The organism is Streptomyces sp. PA03-6a (assembly GCF_033792765.1).
GTDB lineage: Bacteria > Actinomycetota > Actinomycetes > Streptomycetales > Streptomycetaceae > Actinacidiphila.
Window position 1 is genome coordinate 14,292 of record NZ_JARAVK010000010.1, and the last position, 18,665, is coordinate 32,956.

The window sequence follows — 18,665 nt, forward strand, 5'->3', positions numbered from 1 at the left end:
CGGCGGCTCAGCCCTTGCGACCGATGGCGGCGAACCGTGTGTCCGCCTGCTCCTGGACGAGGTCCAGGTCGTGTTCGGTCTCGGCGCCGGGTGTCGCATCGGGCAGGTCGTCCTCGAGCCGCCGCAGCGGCCGGTACAGGAGGCCGAGGGCGCCCCATACGGCGATGCACAGCCCGCACGCGATCAGCAGCAGGGCCATGCCGCGTCCGGGACCGCTTCCGAGCAGGCCGCCGAGTGCGGGATGCCCCCGCAGGAGGGGGGCGAACACGCCGTCGGCGAGCGGGCCCGCCGCGAGGAACCCCACGGGCTGCGTGGCGAGCGCGAGCATGACGTTGGTGGCCAGGACCCGGCCCTGCAGTTCCTGCCCCACCTTGACCTGGATGATCGACAGCCAGTGGGCGTTCATCACGGCCATCGCGCCCATCCGCAGCGCCAGGCCGATCGCGACGACGGGCAGGGCCGCGTGCACACCCATCAGGACGGTGCCCGCGCCGACGCCGAGGGTGGCGCCGATCATGCCGATGGCCCGGCGCCGGGTCCCGCCCCAGGGGATCATCAGCAGTCCGCCTACCACGCCGCCCAGCCCGCCCAGGGTCGTCACGAGACCGAGCTGCGGGACTCCGGCGAAGGACAGGACGAGCGGCTGCACCGCGACGAACACCGTCGAGGCGAAGAGGTTCAGTACCGCGGCGAAGCCGGTCAGCAGGAGCAGCGGCCTGCGCCGTGCGATGAACCGCCAGCCACCGGTGAGGGCTTGGCCGAAGGTCTCGCGTTGCCGCCGGAACATCCGGTCGGGGAAGCGGACGGCCAGTAGGGACCCGATGCCCGCGGCGAAGGCGCACACGCCCACTCCGACGACGCCGGACACTCCGACGAGGGCCACGAGGGCGCCGCCGAGGAGCGGTCCGACGACGCTCGCGAAGCCGAGTCCGAGGCCCACGAGGGCGTTGGCCTGCGGCAGGTAGGGCTTGGGCACCAGTTGGGCGGTGGCGGCCAGGTACGCGGGCCGGTGGAAGGCGGTCGCGATGGAGGTGATCGTCACGATGAGGCACACGGCGGCCAGCGAAGTGCGGCCGGTGGCCAGGAGCACCGCCAGTGCCGCCATGGCGAGAGCGCTGGTGCCGTCCGCCGCGAGCATGACGCGGCGGCGGTCCACCCGGTCGGCGACCGTCCCTCCGATGGGCGTGACCAGCACGGCGGGGAGCGTGGCGAGCATCGTGACGAGGGCCAGGTCGAGCACCCGGCCGCTGCGCTGGTAGGCCCACACGCCGAGGGCGAACATGCTGAGGCTGCCGCCCAGCATGGACAGGAACTGCCCGGCCGCGACGGTGTGGAAGCCGCGGAGGCCGGAGGGCCTTACCGGTGCCGCGGCGACCGGCTCGGGCAGGCGCCCGGCGGTCCAGTCCGTGATCCGCTCGCTGAGCAGGGCGGCGAGGGCGGTCGCCTGGTGACGCAGGAAGTAGTGGCCCGCCTTCGGGATGGTGGCGAGCTCGACCCGGTCGGCGAAGGCGCCCCATTCGCGGTACCGCTCCTGGTACAGCTCCGTGGAGTGGTCGGCCTCGCCCACCACGCACAGGACCGGCGCCTTCAGGGCGGCGCGTGGCGCGGCCAGTTCCCGGGCGTACCAGGCCCGGGCCTGCGTCGCGTCGTGGCGCATGGCGCGCAGGGCGGTCTCGGTGGTGGTGTCGTCCATGTCGTCGAGGATTCCGCCGGTCGTGCGCAGGATGTCGCGGTAGTGGCGGCTGGAGGCCCAGCGTTCCAGCGGCAGGACGCGGTTGGCCCAGGCGGCCGCCCGTCCGGGCAGCCCGGCGGAGGGGAAGTTGCCCGCCACGACCACGCCGAGCACCTCGCGTCCGCCGGCCTCGAGCCTGCGGGCGAGCGCGACGGCGGCGGCCGATCCCACGGAGTGCCCGTAGACGAGGACGGGGCCGCTCACCGTCGCCTCGATCTCCTCGGCGAGCCGTTCGGTGAGCTCGTCGAGCGGCCGGAACTCCTCGTCGGGGCGCGCGGGATCGTGTCCCGGCAACTCGACTGCGAGGAGCGCCAGATCGTCCGGGAGTGCCGCGGCGAGCGGCTGGTGGACGGCCGCCGATCCGCCGCCGTACGGGAAGCAGACCAGGGTGGCGGTGGCGTTCGGCGACCCGCTGAGGCGGTGGAGCAGGCGACCCCGCCCGGTGTCGGCCGCGTCGAGGTGTGCGGCCAGTGCGCGGACGGTGGGACGGGTGAACATGTCGATCACCCGCAGGCCGGGGTCGCAGGCCCGTACGGCACGAACCGCGGTGAACGAGTCCCCGCCGAGCGTGAAGAAGTCGTCGTCGATCCCGATCCCGGGCACTCCGAGGACCTGTGCCCACACCCCGGCGAGGCGGTGCTCGGTGGGGGTGCGTGGCGGCACCCGTTCGTCGGCGTCGCCCGAGCCGGGGCGTGGCAGGGCGGCCCTGTCGACTTTGCCGTTAGGTGTCAGGGGGAACCGGTCGAGGACCGTGAGGGAGGCGGGCACCATGTACTCGGGCAGCCGTTCGCGCAGGCCTGTCCGGAGCTCGCGGGAGTCGAGCGAGCTTCCGGGGTCCTGTACGACCCAGGCAGCGAGGCCCTGGCGCTGGCCCTCGCCGACGGGCAGCACGACAGCTTCGGCGACACCCGGCAGCCCGCGCAGGGCTTCGGCGACGTCGCCGGGCTCGACCCGGTAGCCACGTACCTTCACCTGGTCGTCGACGCGGCCGCGGAACTCCACCCAGCCGTCCGGGCGCATCCGCAGGACGTCGCCCGAGCGGTACAGGCGCTGCCCGTCCACCGTCACGAACCGCTGCGCGGTCAGCTCAGGTGCGCCGATGTAGCCGCGGGCGACTCCGGGGCCGCCGACGAGGAACTCCCCCGGTATGCCGGCGGGCAGCGGGCGGCCGTCGCGGTCGGCGAGGAAGCCGGTGGTGTTGGGCACCGGGCGGCCGAGCGGGACGATGCCGGTCCGCAGGCCGTCGGGCACGGCATCGACGTCGCAGACCATGCGGACCATGGTGGATTCGGTGTGCCCGTAGTGGTTCTGCACCCGCAGCCCGGGGCGGGCGGCGCGGGCGCGCTCGACGATGGACCAGGGCAGGGCCTCGCCGGCGAACATCAGCAGCTTGCGCGGCAGGACGGCGCCGATGTCGCCGTGGGCCGCGAGCAGTTCGAAGTGGCTCGGGACGAGCTTGATGACGTCCATGGGGTGGTCGGCGAGGTAGCCGGCCAGGGCCACGGGGTCCACGGCCGTCTCGCGTGCCACGAAGTGGAGGGTTCCACCGGTGGTGAGGGCCGCGTGGAAGCAGGTGTGGGCGAAGTCGGCCGCGATGGTCGACATCACGGCGTAGACGCCGCCGTGGACGTCCTCGCCCAGCCGTTCCAGGACGCCGTCGAGGTAGTCGGTCACGCTGCCGTGCTCGACGGCGACGCCCTTGGGTGTGCCGGTGGACCCGGAGGTGAAGATGACGTGCAGCAGGTGCTCGGGGCGCACCGGCACGTCGGGCCGGTGATCGGGGCGGTCCCGGAGCGTCGCGGGGTCGTCGAGGACGACGACGTGCCTGCCGTCCCCCTCGACCAGTGCGGCGAACTCGCGCACGGTCACGACCGTGCGGACCTCGGCGGTCTCCAGGATCGAGGCGATCCGGCTCGCCGGGTACATGGCGTCCAGCGGCACGTATCCGGCGCCGGCCTTCAGGACGCCGTGCAGGGCGGCGGGCAGGGCGACCGAGTGCTCCAGCAGGACCCCGACGGGCTCGTCGCAGGTGACTCCCGCGGCGATCAGAGCGTGGGCGATGCGGTTGGCGGTGCGGTCGAGTTCGCCGTAGGTGAGCCGGCCGTCGGGGGCGACGACGGCAAGCGCGTCGGGGGTGCGGTGCGCCCACCGTTCGACGAGCGGGTGAAGGGTGCGCGGTGTCTCCTCGCGCACCGGGCCGCGCAGCACCGCGTCGGCGGTCGGCGCCAACGCGGCGGCGCTCACGCGCCCTTCGAGGTCGTCCAGCATCCGCGCCAGCAGGTTCTGGTACCAGGACGCGATGCCCCGGGCGGTCTCCTCGTCGAAGAGATCGCTGCGGTAGTTCACGTTGCCGGTGAATCCGGCCGGTCCTTCCGCCAGGGTGAGGTGGAGATCGGACTTGGCGGACAGCACCGGTGGGCTCAGCGCGGTCACCTCGAGTCCCGGGAAGGCCTCCGGTTCGTCGCCCAGGACGAGGAAGTTGAACAGCGTCTGGACGATCGGGGCTGAGGTGGCGCTGCGGTCGGGGCGGAGCCGCGAGACCACCCGTTCGAACGGCACGTCGGCGTGGGCGAACGCGTCCAGGGCCACCTCCCGGGTCCGCTGGAGCAGCTCCGCCCACGTCGGGTCGCCGGAGAGGTCGGCACGCAGGACGACGGTGTTGATGAAGCAGCCCACCATGGTGTCCGTACTGGGATGGCGGCGGCCTGCTTCCACCACTCCCACCGGGACATCGGTGGTGCCGCACATGCGCGACAGCAACGCCTGCCAGGTCGCGAGGAACACCATGAACGGGGTGCAGCCGGTCCGTGCGGCGACCGCCCGGACTCGTTCGGCGCGGTCGCCGGCGATCACCAGGTCGACCTCGCTGCCCGCGGAGCCTGCGACCGCGGGCCGGGGCCGGTCGGCAGGAAGGTCCAGCTGAGGTGCGAGACCGGCCAGTTCCTCCTCCCACCAGTCCAGGTCGTCGTGCGGCTCCGGACGGCAGGCCTGCCACGCGGCGTAGTCGGTGTGCTGCTCCGGAGGCGGCGGTGCCTCGGCGAGTCCGAGCCCGGCGGCGTACAGGACGGGGAGTTCGGCGCGGATCACGCCCAAGGACGTGCCGTCGATGACGATGTGATGGAACGTCAGCGCGAGTACCGAGGCGTCGCCGCTCCGGAGCAGCGCGGCACGCATGGGCGGCCGCCGTGCCAGGTCGAAGGGCCGGTCGGCCTCCGCCGCGAGCGCCGCGTCCAGGTGTTCCGCCGGAACGTCCTCGACGATCACCGGTACGTCCGCGGCGCTGCCCACGACGGTGACGGGTTCCCCGTCCCGTTCCTCGATCCGGCTGCGGAGCACCTCGTGGCGCTGCGCCAGCTCCCGGACGGCACCGAGCAGAGCCTGTTCGTCCAGGGAACCGCGCAGCCGCAGCACGACGCGGGAGTGGAACGCGGATCCGCTGGTACCGAGCTGATCGAGGAACCACAGCCTGCTTTGCGCGGACGTGAGCGGGACCGGCGCGGACGGGTCGGAGCGGCGTGGCAGCGTGTCGGCGGGCTTGGCGAGTGCCGCCGCCAGGCGCCGCTCCAGCAGCTCACGGGAGCGCGTCTGCGCATCGCCCGCGGTCACGAGCGAGCCTTCACCGAGAGCCCCAGCTCCCATGGCGTTCATCCTCCTTCGAGATGCCTACTGCCGCCGGCGGCCGGCGGTCCGGACGACACCGCCTGATGTCTGCGGGTACAGCGGGGGCGCATCCGATGGCCGCCCGGGAGAACCTCATGATCCGCACGTAGCGGACGACGGTCGCATGGTGATCCGCAAGCGGCCCACCGCCTCCTCGGCCCGGCGCACGGCTTCGTCCGGAGTCGCCGCACAGCTGATGGCGAACGCGGCGCAGTCCATCGAATGGCGCAGTTCGTAGGTACGTGTGCCGGGCTCCACCATGAAGCCGCAATGGATCACGTCCGGAACCGCATACGCCTCCTTCAGCCCGCCGACGCTTTCGACCACGCCGGGTCCGGCGTGCAGGAAGCGGACCGCCGCGAATCGCCCGGCGCGTTGCGGTAGCGGGGGTGTCGGGATCTCGCCCTTGTGGAGGCCCCAGTAGGCGCGGAACAACTCCGTGTCGTAGGCCCACTCGATCAGGTCCACCATGCGGTCGCCGGGCAGGCGTCCGGCACATTCGACCAGGTAGGGCGTGCCGGCCTCGACGATCCACTCGCAGCAGACGAGGCCCGTGCCGAAGCCCACCGTGCGCACGACCGCCTCGGTCTGCTCACGCAGGCGCGTTTCGAGCTCCTCGGGTATGTCGGCGGGCGCCAGCTTTCCGCGTTCGACCGGCCTGGGTCCCGGGTACAGCTCTGTCTCGGTCACGTTGCCGAACAGCGTCCGGCCGGCCGACACCAGCAACTCGACGCTGAACTCGCGCCCTTGGACGAAGCGCTCGACGAGCATCCGTACATCGGCGGGCCGGTCCGGACCCGAGACGCTCACATCCAGGGTGCGGCATTCCGTGACGCACTGCGCCCAGACCGCGTCGATGTCGTCCGCGGACCGGAGGACGTACGTGCCGAGGGACCCCACCCGGTCGGCCGGCTTGAGGATCGCCGCGCCCGGGTGGCCCGTCATGAACGCCCGCACCTCTTCCGGGCTGCCGACCGCCTGTGACTCGGGGTTGGGGATACCGGCCGCCCGGGTCACCCTGCGGAGCAGCGATTTGTCGCGCAGCAGTTCCGCCGCGCCGAGCCCGGCGCCGGGGAGGCCGTAGCGCTCGGCGAGACGCGCGGCAAATGGAGTGGCGTACTCGACGGCCGGGGCTATCGCGGCCGGGGCGAGATCGGGATGGGCGTTGAAGAACTCGTCGGCTGTGCCCGCCAGTTGGTACTCCCAACCGACCACGTCACGGATCACCGCCGCGTCCTTCAGCTGGGACCGCAGGTTGCCCTTGCGGATGGTCTCCGGTTCTTCGATGAGGATCACCGAGGCGTCGGGCTGGAACACGCCGATGGCAGCCACCGCCACCCAGGCGAATCCCACCATGATCACGGGAGGGACCGTCATGTTTCTCTCTCCTCGGGCATCCAGCATCGTTTCCGGCCGGTGCACGGCTCTGGCCGGATCCGTCATGCCGGTCCTTCCCCGGTCTCGGCGGCGAGGCGCTCCAGCATCGTCCGCTCCACTTCGTCGGCGAAGTCCGCGAGCACCGGCCGGTCGAAGAGGGTCCGCACCGGCACGCGCTGGCCCAGCGCATCGCGCAGCCGCCCCAGCATCCGGGTCGCGGACAGCGACGTGCCGCCCAGCGCGAAGAACTCGCCCTCCGGTCCGATCTCGTCCACGTGCAGCACTTCGGCCCAGATCCGCGCCACGAGCTGTTGCATCGCCGACATGGGGGCCACGGCCGTCGGCCCTGCCACGCCGGGCGCGGGCAGCGCCGCGCGGTCCACCTTCCCGTTCGCCGTGGTGGGGAACGCGTCGAGGACGATCCACCGGCGCGGGACCAGGTACTCGGGCAGCGTCGCCCGAAGATGGGCTTCGAGAGGCGCGGTTTGGCGGCCACCGTGCCGGGTGACGACGTAGCCGGCCAGCTGCCGCTCGCCGACCGGGCCCGCCACCGTGACGACGGCGTCGGCGACCTCCGGGTGGCGGCGCAGCACGGCCTCGATCTCACCCGGCTCGATGCGGTGTCCGCCCACCTTGACCTGGTTGTCCGTTCGGCCCAGGTACTCCAGTGTGCGGCCGTGCCACCTGCCGAGGTCACCTGTCCGGTAGCACCGCTCGCCGTCCGGCCCGTTGACGAACCGTTCCTCGGTGAGCCCGGACCCGCCGAGGTAGCCGCGGGCCACGCCCGCGCCGGCGATCCACAGTTCGCCGGTGACGCCGGGGAGCGCGAGCCGCCCCCGCCCGTCCACGACGTGCACCTGGGTGCCGGCGATCGGACCGCCGACCGGCACCGGATCGTCTCCGACCGGCTGGTCGACCCGGGCGATGGTCGAGTAGATCGTGGTCTCGGTGGGGCCGTAGGCGTTCCACAACTCGCCGACGCGCCCGGCGAGTCCCCGGGCCAGCGCCGGGTCGAGCACTTCGCCGATGCTGATCACACGGAGCGCGGGCCGGCGGGGCCAGTCGGCCGCCATCAGGATGCGCATCGCGGTCGGCGTCGCCGTCGCGACGGTCACGCCGGTCTGCTCCATCCACGCGGCCAGCGCGTGGCCGTCCGCCGCGGTGTCCCGGTCCGCGAGCGCCAGCCGGGCGCCCGAGGCGAGTGTCACCCACAGTTCGTAGCCGAAGACGTCGAAGGTGAACGGCACCACGCCGAGGGTGACGTCGTCCTCCGCCATCCCGGGACGCGCCGACAGGGCGGCGACGAAGGCGGCCAGGTTCGCATGGGTCACCTGAACGCCCTTGGGCCGACCGGTCGAGCCGGAGGTGAACAGGACGTACGCCGTCTGCTGCGCATCCGGTTCCGGCAGCTCGTCGGGAGGGGCCGCCACCTTCGCGGCCTCGTCCACGTCGATCACGGTGACCCCCGGCACGGCACGGGCCGCGGCGAGGGCCGTGCCGCCGGCGACGACCACGCGCACCCCCGCGTCCGCGGTCAGCTGGGTCAGCCGGGCGGACGGGTGCTCGGGGTCCAGCGGCAGGTACGCCGCCCCTGCCCGCAGCACGGCGAGCAGCGCTCCGGGCAGCAGCCGGCCCCGTGGAAGGCAGACCCCGACCGGTTCACCCGGCCGGACGCCACGCGCCGCCAGGGCGGCCGCCAACCGGCCGGACCACTGGGCCAGTTCGGCGTAGCTCACCGCACCGTCGGCGGCGAGCACCGCGACCGCGCCCGGCCTGCGGCGCGCCTGTTCGAGAACGGCGGCGACGACCGTGGCCGGCCGCTCCTGCGGCAGGGACGGGCCGGTAGCCGCCGAGCGCAGTTCGGCGCGTTCCCCGGCGGACAGCGGGTCGAGCCCGAGGATCGGCCGGTCCGTCGCGCCGAGCACCGCGTCGAGCAGGGCGACGAACCAGCGAGCCCAGCGCCGCACGGTGGCCTGGTCGAACAGACCGGTCCGGTAGGTCAGCGTGCCCGCGAACCCGGTGCCGTCGTCGACCAGGGCGAGCGCCAGGTCGGCCTGCGCCGCCGTCCGCGGTGTGTCGATCCGCGTCGCGGCCACGTCGGCGAACCTGTTCGTCGGGGACGGCAGGTCGATGACGTTGAGCATGGCCTGGAACAGCGGGGTGGAGTCCGGGTCGCGCTCCGGATGCAGTCGTCGCACGACCTCCTCGAACGGCGTTTCGGCGTGGTCGAGGGCGGCCAGCACCCGGGCCCGGGTCCGCAGCAGTGCCTCCCTGACCGTGGGGTCGCCGGACAGGTCACCGCGCAGCACCAGCGTGTTGGCGAAGCAGCCCACCATGTGTTCGGTGCCCGGGTGCGTGCGCCCGGACACCGGCACGCCGACGGGTACGTCCTCGGTCCCGGCCAGCCGGGCCAGCAGCGCCTGCCAGGCCGTGAGCAGCACCATGAACGGGGTGCAGTCCAACTCTGCCGCGACGGCCCGGAGCCGGGCGGCCAGACCCGCGGGGAGCGTGAGCGGTTCGACGGCGCCCGCCCAGCCGGCCTGCGGTCCGCGCGGCCGGTCCATCGGGAGGGCGAGCGGGGACAGGCCGTCCAGTTGAGTCGCCCACCAGTCCAGATGCTCGTTGGCGGCTCCGCCGTCGCGCCGGGCGCGGAGCCATTCGGCCACATCGGTGTACTGGGCGCCGAGCGGCTCCGGAGCCGGGCCGTTGCCGCGCCGCGCCTGGTACAGCGCCGAGAGATCGTCCAGGATCGCCGTCCAGGACCAGGCGTCGACGGCTATGTGGTGCACCGTCAGCACGAGGACGTGTTCTGCCTCCGAGGTCCGCAACACCAGAGCCCGGAAGGGCGGTTCGCGGTCCAGGGCGAACGGCCGCGAAACCTCGGCCCGCACCGCGGCGCCGACGCCGTCCTCCCCGGTCTCCGCCACGGACACCGCGATGGCGTCGGGGTCGACCGGTACGGCCATCAGCCCTGCCTCACCCTCGGTCACGACCATGCGCAGCCCCTCGTGGCGGCCGCCGAGGTCACGCACCGAGTCACACAGGGCCGCCACGTCGAGCGGGCCGTTCAACCGCAGCGCCACGCTGGTGTTGTAGGCGTCGCTGTCGGGACGCAGGCGCCACAGGAACCACAGTCGTTCCTGCGCGGGCGACAGCCGTACCGCCGCGGCGGGATCCGGGCGCCTCGGCACGGGCCCGGACACCGCCGCCCCCGCCGTGCGGCGTTCCAGCTCGGCGGCCAGGTCGCGCAGCACCGGGCGCTCGAAGACGACGCGCACCGGCAGCCTGCAGCCGGTGGACTCGGCCAGCATGCCCACCATCCGGGTGGCCGCGAAGGAGTGACCGCCGAGCGCGAAGAAGTCGTCCGTCGCGCCGACCCGGGGCAGGCCGAGAAGCACCTGCCACACCTCGGCCACCGTCTGCTCGGCGGGGGTGCCCGGCGCCTTCGGGGTCGCCTCGGGTTCGGCGTACCTCGGCACCTCCCGCAGGGCCGCCCGGTCGGGCTTCCCGTTGGGGGTGAGCGGGATGCGGGTCACCACGACGATCGCGTCCGGCACCATGTGGTCGGGCAGCGACTCGCGCAGCCGGGAGCGGATCGCGTCCGCCCCGGGCGTGTGGCCGGGGGCGGGCACGACCCAGCAGGCCAGCCGCCGCTGGTCCCCTTCCCCTTCGGGCAGCACGACGGCGTCGGCCACCTCGGGGAGCGCCCGCAGCGCGGCGGTCACCTCGCCGGGTTCGACCCGGTGGCCGCGGACCTTGACCTGGTCGTCGGTGCGGCCGAGGAACTCCACCACACCGCCGTCGCGGAGCCGGACGAGGTCGCCGGTGCGGTACAGGCGCCCGCCGTCCGGGCCGTCCACGAACCGTTCGGCGGTCAGGTCCGGCCGCCCCACGTAGCCGCGGGACACGCCGGGCCCGCCGAGCAGCAGTTCACCGGGGACACCCGCCGGCCGGGGCCGGCCGGAACGGTCCACGACCAGGCCGGTCACATGGGGCAGCGGGCGGCCCAGCGGCACCAGTCCGGTGCGCGCCTCCTCGGGGACCTCGTCCACGTCGCACACCAGCGACATCATGGTCGCCTCGGTGGGCCCGTAGTGGGTGTGGACGGCGAGGTCCGGCCGCAGCCGGCGGACGTCCTCCACCAGGGACCACGGACAGCCCTCCCCGCCGAGGATCAGCAGCTTGGCGGGCAGGACGTCGGCGAGGTCTCCGTGGCGGGCGAGCATGGCGAGGTGGCTCGGTACGAGCTTGACCACGTCCACCCGGTGCCGCGTGAGGTAGGCGGCGAAGGCCCGCGGGTCGGTGGCCGTCTCCCGGTCCGGCAGGTGGAGGGTGCCGCCGGTGAGCCAGGCCCCGTAGAGGCAGGCGAGGCCGAGGTCGGCGGCGACCGTGGACACGATCGCGAAGGATCCGCCCGCCACGTGGGGCATACGGGCGGTCAGACCGGTGACGCAGTGGGCCAGGTTGCCGTGGCTCACGGCGACGCCCTTGGGTGCCCCGGTCGATCCGGAGGTGAAGACGACGTGGGCCAGGTGGTCCGGGCCGATCTCCACGGCAGGCCGTGCGTCGGGCCAGACGTCATGGGCGGAGCCCGGTTCGACGACGTCGGCGATGCCACGGACACGGTCGGCGGGTTCGCCCGCCGTCACCACCAGCCGGGCACCGGAGGTGCGCAGCATGCCGCCGATGCGCGCGGCAGGATAAGCCGTGTCCATCGGCAGGTACGCGCCACCCGCTTTGAGGATGCCGAGCACGGCCGTGGCGAAGTCGCATCCGGGGTCGAGCAGGATGCCGACCGGCCGGTCCGGGCCCACGCCCAGGGCGATCAGCCGGTGCGCCAGCCGGTTGGCGCGCGCGTCCAGCTCGCCGTAGGTGAGGGTGCCGTCGGGACCGGTCGCGGCGATCGCGTCGGGGCGCTCGTCCGCCCACCGTTCGAACCGCGCGTGCACCGGCACCGCCGACGGTTCCGCGGCCGGGCCCGCGAGCGCGGGACCAGCCGCCGGATCCAGGGGTATCGCGGCGACCGGACGTCCCGGATCGCCGACCATCCCTTCCAGCAGGGCGAGGAACCACCGCACCAGGTTCTCCGCGGTGCGCGGGTCGAACAGGTCGCGGCGGTATTCGAGCCGGCCGCTCAGCCCGGAGCCCGGCCCGCCGTCGGCCAGTTCCATGCTCAGGTCGAACTTGGCCGTGGCCGGCTGCACCAGCCGCCACTCGGCCCGAACTCCCGGCAGGGCGGGCGGCGCCACCTCGTCGTACAGGTTGAGCAGCACCTGGAACACCGGCGTCGCCGACAGGGTCCGCTGCGGCCGGATCCGTTCCACGACGCGCTCGAACGGAGTGCGGGAGTGACCGAACGCGTCCAGTGCGCCGGCCCGCACCCGGGCGATCAGATCACGTCCGGTCGGATCTCCTGTGAGGTCGGTGCGCACCACGATCGTGTCGAGGAAGCAGCCGACGACTGCCTCGCTCGCCTCGGAGTACCGCCCCGCGTGCGGAACACCCACCGCGACGTCGTCGGTGTCCGCGAGCCGTCCGAGTAGGGCCTGCCAGGCGGCCATGACCACCATGAACGGGGAGGCGCCGGTCTCCGCGGCGAGGGCACGCAGCCCGGCGGCCGTCGCAGGCGGCACCGCCACCGGCGTCGCCCCGCCCGGCCAGGCCGACTCCGAGGTCCGCGGCCGGTCGGTGGGCACGTTCAGTACGGGCGGCAGGCCGGCGAGGTATCCGGCCCACCAGTCGATGCCGCCCGGATCCTCGGCCTCCTCGGGGGCCACGTCCGCGTACTGCGGTGCCGGTGCCGGTGGCTCGCCGTCTCCGCGCCGGGCGGCGTAGAGGGAGCCCAGGTCCGCGAGGAGCAGCCGCTGTGACCATCCGTCGGTGGCGATGTGATGCAGCGTCACCGAGAGCATCCAGTAGCCGGGCAACCGGAACACCACCGCCCGCATCGGCGGTTCTGCGGTGAGGCGGAACGGGCGACCGGTCTCCTCGGCCAGCGCCGCGTCCAGGTCCTCCTCGTCCACGTCCCGGACGGACACCGGCACCTCGTCAGCCGGGCAGGTGCGTACGAGCGGCTGGGCTCCGTCCGGGTCGATGACGCCGCGCAGCACCCGGTGCCGCTCCGCCAGGTCGCGGAGGGCACCGAGCAGAGCGTCCTCGTCCAACCGCCCGGTGAGGCGCAGTACCAGGGGCACGTTGTATGCCGGACTGTCCGGTTCCAGTTGCGCGAGGAACCACAGCCTGCGCTGCACGGCCGACAGCGGGACAGGGCCTTGCCGACCGGTGTCCGCGGGCCGGACGGCTTCCAGCGTCAAGGCCTCCCGAGCGGCCGCGAAACGCGCCTTCAGCAGTGCGTGCGGCCCGTCGCCTGTGGTGTTCATCGTTTCCGTTCCTTGAGGTCGTTCGGCCTGCTCGTCGAGAACGGGACGCATTCCCCTCACGCGCACGACGCGGTCAGATTTCATCCACTTGGCAAACGACCAGCGGCGACGGCAGCCTAAGTCCCCTGAGGATCCGTCAAATCGATCCTTAACGCGTCCATGACGGTATCCAGGCTGCCCTTGACGTGAATTTCACGCGCGTCCGCCGCAGGGTGTCACGATGGTCAGGACCGAGGTGAGGCCGACGTCAGGCCCTCGGAAAAGTGAGAGACCATCCGGCCTTACCGGCGCTGCATTTCACCCTTTCCAGGGTGCTACAGTTCGGCCTGGCCGCAGCGCCGGACACCGAAGATGCCGCGCGACGGACACCCGCCGGGGAAATCCGCGAAAATTGGCTGCCGCGTATTTTTCCGGCGACTACGAAAACCACGAAACCCACGCGGCCGGTCATCCTGTTTTATGGCCTGGCCGCCGGACCGCATATCAGGCGGACCGGGGCGCCTCACCGACGAGGCACTGAACGGGCCGGCGGTTCTCACCGACGGGCCACTGCCGGCGTCCCGGACCGACACCGAAGTCAACGGCCCCGCCCCACGTACGGCGGGGCGACTCCACCGGACCGCAGCGGCCCGGAACCGCAGTCCACTGGATGAACGACGAGGAAGGGGACGCGCGATGGCGAAGACCGGGTCGGACCGCACGTCGGTGCGCCACCGGCAGGGAACGGACCCCGCGCTCGCGGAGGCCGACGCCACCTTGACGGAGCTGTTCGAGGCACAGGTACTGCTGCACCCCGGCCGGACAGCCGTCACCTGTGGCACCGAGCACCTCGACTACGTCACCCTCGACGAGCGCGCCAATCGCCTGGCCCACGCCCTCCTCCAGCACGGCGCCGGTCCCGAGCAGGTCGTCGCCCTGGCACTTCCGCGCTCGATCGACCTCGTGGTGGCCGTCCTCGCGGTCCTCAAGTCGGGCGCGGCCTACCTGCCGTTGGACCTGGACCACCCTCGGGAACGTCTGGAGCGCACCCTCCGGGACGCGCGCCCGGTGCTGCTGCTCAGCCTCGACGCGATCGCACTGCGCACCGACGTCCCGCCCATGGTCCTCCGCGACCCGCGGACCGCGGCGGACCTGGCGCACAGTCCGGTGACCGCGCCCACCGCGGCGGACCGCCACGGCCCGCTCACTCCGTACGCGGCCGCGTACGTCATCTACACCTCCGGCTCCACGGGCCGGCCCAAGGGCGTGGTCGCGTCCCACCACAACGTCGTCCGCCTGTTCACCAGCACCTCCGCCTTCTTCCGCTTCTCCGAGCACGACGTGTGGACGCTCTTCCACTCCTACGCGTTCGACGTCTCGGTCTGGGAGATGTGGGGTGCGCTGCTGCACGGCGGACGCCTGGTCGTGGTCCCCTACGACGTCAGCCGCTCGCCCGAGCGCTTCCTCGCACTGCTGGCCGACGAGCAGGTCACGGTCCTGAGCCAGACGCCGTCCGCCTTCTACCCGCTGATGCACGCCGACCAGGACCGTCCCACGACGGGGAACCCGCTCGCCCTGCGCACCGTGGTGTTCGCCGGGGAGGCACTCGACTTCGCCAGACTGGCGCCCTGGTACGAACGGCACGGCGACGACGCCCCTGCCCTGGTCAACATGTACGGGATCACCGAGACCACCGTCCACGCCACCATCACGGCACTCACCCGCGACGACGCCGTGGCCGGCGCCCCGAGCCGGATCGGCACCGGCATCGCCGACCTTTCCACCTACGTCCTGGACGAGGCACTGCGCCCGGTACCCGACGGCGCGGCCGGAGAGCTCTACGTCGCCGGGCCGGGGGTGGTGCGTGGCTACCTGGGCCAACCGCCGCTGACCGCTGCACGCTTCGTCGCCGATCCCTTCGGACCGCCCGGCAGCCGCATGTACCGCAGCGGCGACGTGGTCCGGCGTACCCGCCAGGGCGGCCTGGAGTTCCTCGGTCGCGCGGACGAACAGGTGAAGATCCGCGGTTTCCGCGTCGAACCCGGTGAGATCGCGGCGGCGCTGGAGGCCCACCCGGTCGTGCACCAGGCAGCGGTCGTCGTCCGCGAGGACACCCCCGGCGATCGGCGCCTGGTCGCCTACGTCGTCCCCCGCCGCCGGGTGCGGGCACCCGCCGACACCACGGCGCACGTCGAGGACTGGGCGAAGGTCTTCGACTCCCAGTACGCGGGCGCCGGGGCGACGGGTGGCGTCGCCTTCGGCGAGGACTTCACCGGCTGGCACGACACCTATGCCGACGGCGCTCCCCTGCCCCTCCCCCACATGCGGGAATGGCGCGACGCAACGGTGGGGCGCATCCGGGAATTTCGCCCCCGTCGCGTCCTGGAGATCGGCGTGGGTACCGGTCTGCTGCTGTCGCAGCTGGCTCCGGGATGCGAGGAGTACTGGGGAACCGACATCTCCCTGCAGGCGGTCGACACCCTGCGCCGCGAGACGGCCGAGCGGCCCCAGCTGGACGGGCGGGTCCAGCTCAGCCACCGGGCGGCCCACGACATCGGCAACCTGCCTGCCGGGCACTTCGACGTGGTGGTGCTCAACTCCGTCCTGCAGTACTTCCCCGACGGCGACTACCTGCTCGACGTGCTGAGCAAGGCCTGGAGCCTGCTCCGTCCGGGGGGAGCCCTCTTCGCCGGCGACGTCCGCGACGCCAGGTCCCTGCGCTGCTTCTCCAGCGCCGTGGTCCTGCGTCGCGCGTCCACGCGGGACGACCGGGCCGTGCTGCGGCAGGCCGTCGAACGCGCCCTGACCCTGGAGGCCGAACTCCTCGTCGCTCCGGACTACTTCCACGCCTTCGCCCGGCGGGAGCCGACGGTGGGTGCGGTGGACGTCCAGGTGCGCCGCGGCCGCCACCACAACGAGATGACCCGCTACCGGTACGACGCCGTGCTGCACAAGGCGGGCACACCGGTCACTCGTACCGCGCCGGACCCCGTCCGGCTGCGCTGGCCCGAGGACGTCGCGTCCGCCGTCGGCCTCGTCTCCCTGCTGCGCGAGCAGCGCCCCGAGTGGCTGAGGGTGACCGGCGTGCCGAACCGGCGGACAGCCCAGGAAGCCGCGGCCGTCCGGGCCTTCGACCACGGAGCGGACGTCGCCGAGGTCCGCGACCTGCTGGCGGGACCACCGCACGGGGTCGATCCGGAGACGGTGTACGCCCTCGGCGCTGAACAGGGCTACCGGGTGGCGGTCGCGCCGTCGGCGACGTCCGCCGACACGATGGACATCCTCTTCTCCCGCGTGGACGGGATCCTGGAGGCGTACGAGCCGACCGTCCCCGTCGCGGAACCTGCGGTCTACACCAACAGCCCCCTGGCGGCACGCCACGGCGCGCAGGAGACCCCCCTCCTCCGGGCCCACCTGCGCGAGCGGCTGCCCGACTACATGGTGCCCGCGGCCGTGGTCTACCTGGAGCGGCTGCCCCTGACGGTCAACGGCAAGCTGGACCGCGCGGCGCTGCCCGCGCCGGAGGCCGGAGGGGACGGCGCCCTCCGCACCCCGCGGTCCCGCGACGAGAAGGCGCTGTGCGAGCTGTTCGCGGAGGCCCTCGGAATCGACCGGATCGGGATCGACGACGGCTTCTTCGACCTCGGCGGCCACTCGCTGCTCGCCGCGAGGCTGGTCGCCGCGATCCGCGCACAGCTGGACGCGGATCTCGGTGTCCGCGATCTCTTCGAAGCGCCGACCGTCGCCGCTCTGGCGCTGCGGCTGCGGACACCGGCGCAGCGCCGCGGCGCGTCCGAGCGCTCCGGTTTCGTGTTCCAGGAAAGTGAGGGAACGTCATGATGAGCCTTGAGCCGGTGGAGGAGCAGGTCTCCGCCACTGATTCCCGATACGTCTGGTCCTATCCGGTCGACCAGCCGGCTTCGGAGCCGCAGGCGAAGAGGATCCGGACGATCTGGTACGTGGGGCTTCCCCTCACCTCCGCCCATCGTGGCAGCCACTCCGGCGGAGGAGCCCTCATCGACGAGGCGGGGGACCAGTCCCGCTACGCGAACGAGGGCACGGTCTACCCGCACTCCGCGCTGGTCGAGATGATCACCTACCAGAACGCGTGCTTCCCCCATCTGGACTGGCAGTACCTGGACATGAGCCATCTCGACTGGGACGTCGTGCGTGCGAGGATCCAGGCGGATCCGCCCGACATGGCGGCGTTCACCGTCTACTCCTCGACCGCGATGTGGGCGTACATCGTCGCCGCCGAGATCAAGCGGGTGAACCCCGACGCCGTGATCGTCTTCGGCAACGACCACCCCGGGATCCTGCATCGCGAGGTCCTCTCGGGCACGTACGGTTCGAAGATCGTGGACTTCGTCTGCACGGGGAACAACGGCCCGTTCACCATGATGGGACTGCTGTCGTGGCTCGAGGGGAGGATCGACCTCTCGCGGATCCCGTCGCTGGCGTACCGGGGCGGCGCCGGGGAGATCCACAACCAGCCGGCGCCCACGTATCCCCTGTCGGGACGGATGCTTCCCGACTACCGCCTCATCGAGGACCAGCTGAAGGCCCACTACGACGACGCGTTCAAAGTCTGGTACGCGTCGCACTACGAATTGCAACGCATGGTCACCCTGCCGCTGGACGGCGGCTGCAACTGGGGACGGCGCCCCACACGCCGGTGCCTGCACTGCTCCATCCAGGGGCTGACGCCGAAGACGACGGACGTCGGCGCGGCCGTTTCCACGCTGGAAGTACTGGTCGGCCAGCTGAAGTCGAACGTCTACGCTGCGGGCGACTCCACTTTGGGGATGTCGAAGGCCCAGTGGGGCGGGAGTTCCTCGTTCCTCGACGAGCTGGCCGAGGCCTGCGCCGGGTCGGAGATCCTCCGTGGGCAGCGGTTCATGCTCGCCTACGGCCTGGTCTACGAGTTCCTGCAGGCGGCGGAGCTCTGCAAGGGGTTCGTGCAGACCTGGAACGTCGGTATCGAGGCCTTCGACCCCAAGCTGCTGAAGGGCAACTCGAAGGGCATCAACAAGGGACCCGACCGGGTGATCGAGGCCTTGGAGCTGGCGCAGAGCCTCGACTACAAGATGTACCTCTCGGGGATCCTCGGTCTCCCGGGCACCACTTTGCGGCAGCTCAAGGAGGAAGTGGACAACTGGCTCTCCATAGCGGAGGCCTACGCGGGATCCATCACGACGATATCCGTCGCCGCGCCGGCGATCATCCCCGGATCCCGTATGTACCGTGACGCCTTCAACCAGCACGCGACCGTCAGGGAATGGCATGGCGAGCTGCTGCCCATCAGGAAGCTCTCCGAGCTCTACATCCGGGAGAACACCGAAGTGGAGCTGGCGGACGTCGAAGCGGCACTGGCCGATCTCGGGCGGGGGGTCATCGCCCTGGACAACGCCGGCGCTAACGTCAAGTTCGGCGGTTACATGCTGGGCGGGGTGGACCACGAGGAGACGTACGAACGCCGCCTGCTGCACGAGATCTTCAGCGAGCTCCGCTGACCCGACCACCCTCGGTCGGCGCTT

Annotated in this window: 4 protein-coding genes and 1 pseudogene; 2 read left to right on the plus strand and 3 right to left on the minus strand. The window is 72.4% G+C overall.

The window, feature by feature from the left end; translation table 11 throughout:
* Positions 1-7: 7 nt before the first annotated feature.
* The 3 genes from PV350_RS04270 to PV350_RS04280 all read right to left on the minus strand — a co-directional run bounded on the left by PV350_RS04270 (position 8) and on the right by PV350_RS04280 (position 13,149).
* Positions 8-5,371 carry a non-ribosomal peptide synthetase/MFS transporter gene (locus PV350_RS04270; protein WP_500332868.1) on the minus strand — a complete coding sequence of 1,788 codons (5,364 nt, stop codon included), beginning with the start codon at positions 5,369-5,371 and terminating at the stop codon, positions 8-10.
* Positions 5,372-5,485: 114 nt separating this feature from the next.
* Positions 5,486-6,835, minus strand: coding sequence for an ATP-grasp domain-containing protein (locus PV350_RS04275; protein ID WP_500332869.1), 1,350 nt, complete (start codon positions 6,833-6,835; stop codon positions 5,486-5,488).
* On the minus strand, positions 6,832-13,149 hold the full coding sequence (locus tag PV350_RS04280; protein WP_500332870.1) for an amino acid adenylation domain-containing protein: 6,318 nt from the start codon (positions 13,147-13,149) through the stop codon (positions 6,832-6,834). The genes PV350_RS04275 and PV350_RS04280 overlap by 4 nt, the downstream gene beginning before the upstream one ends.
* Before the next feature lie 756 nt (positions 13,150-13,905).
* Here PV350_RS04280 and PV350_RS04285 point away from each other — a divergent pair.
* Both PV350_RS04285 and PV350_RS04290 read left to right on the plus strand, forming a co-directional pair.
* Positions 13,906-16,968, plus strand: a pseudogene (locus PV350_RS04285) (amino acid adenylation domain-containing protein); the annotation flags it as partial.
* The gene (locus PV350_RS04290) at positions 16,965-18,641 is read left to right on the plus strand and encodes a B12-binding domain-containing radical SAM protein (RefSeq protein WP_500332871.1); all 1,677 of its coding nucleotides are present in this window, start codon (positions 16,965-16,967) and stop codon (positions 18,639-18,641) included. The pseudogene PV350_RS04285 and the gene PV350_RS04290, both read left to right, overlap by 4 nt.
* The last annotated feature ends 24 nt before the right edge of the window (positions 18,642-18,665 follow it).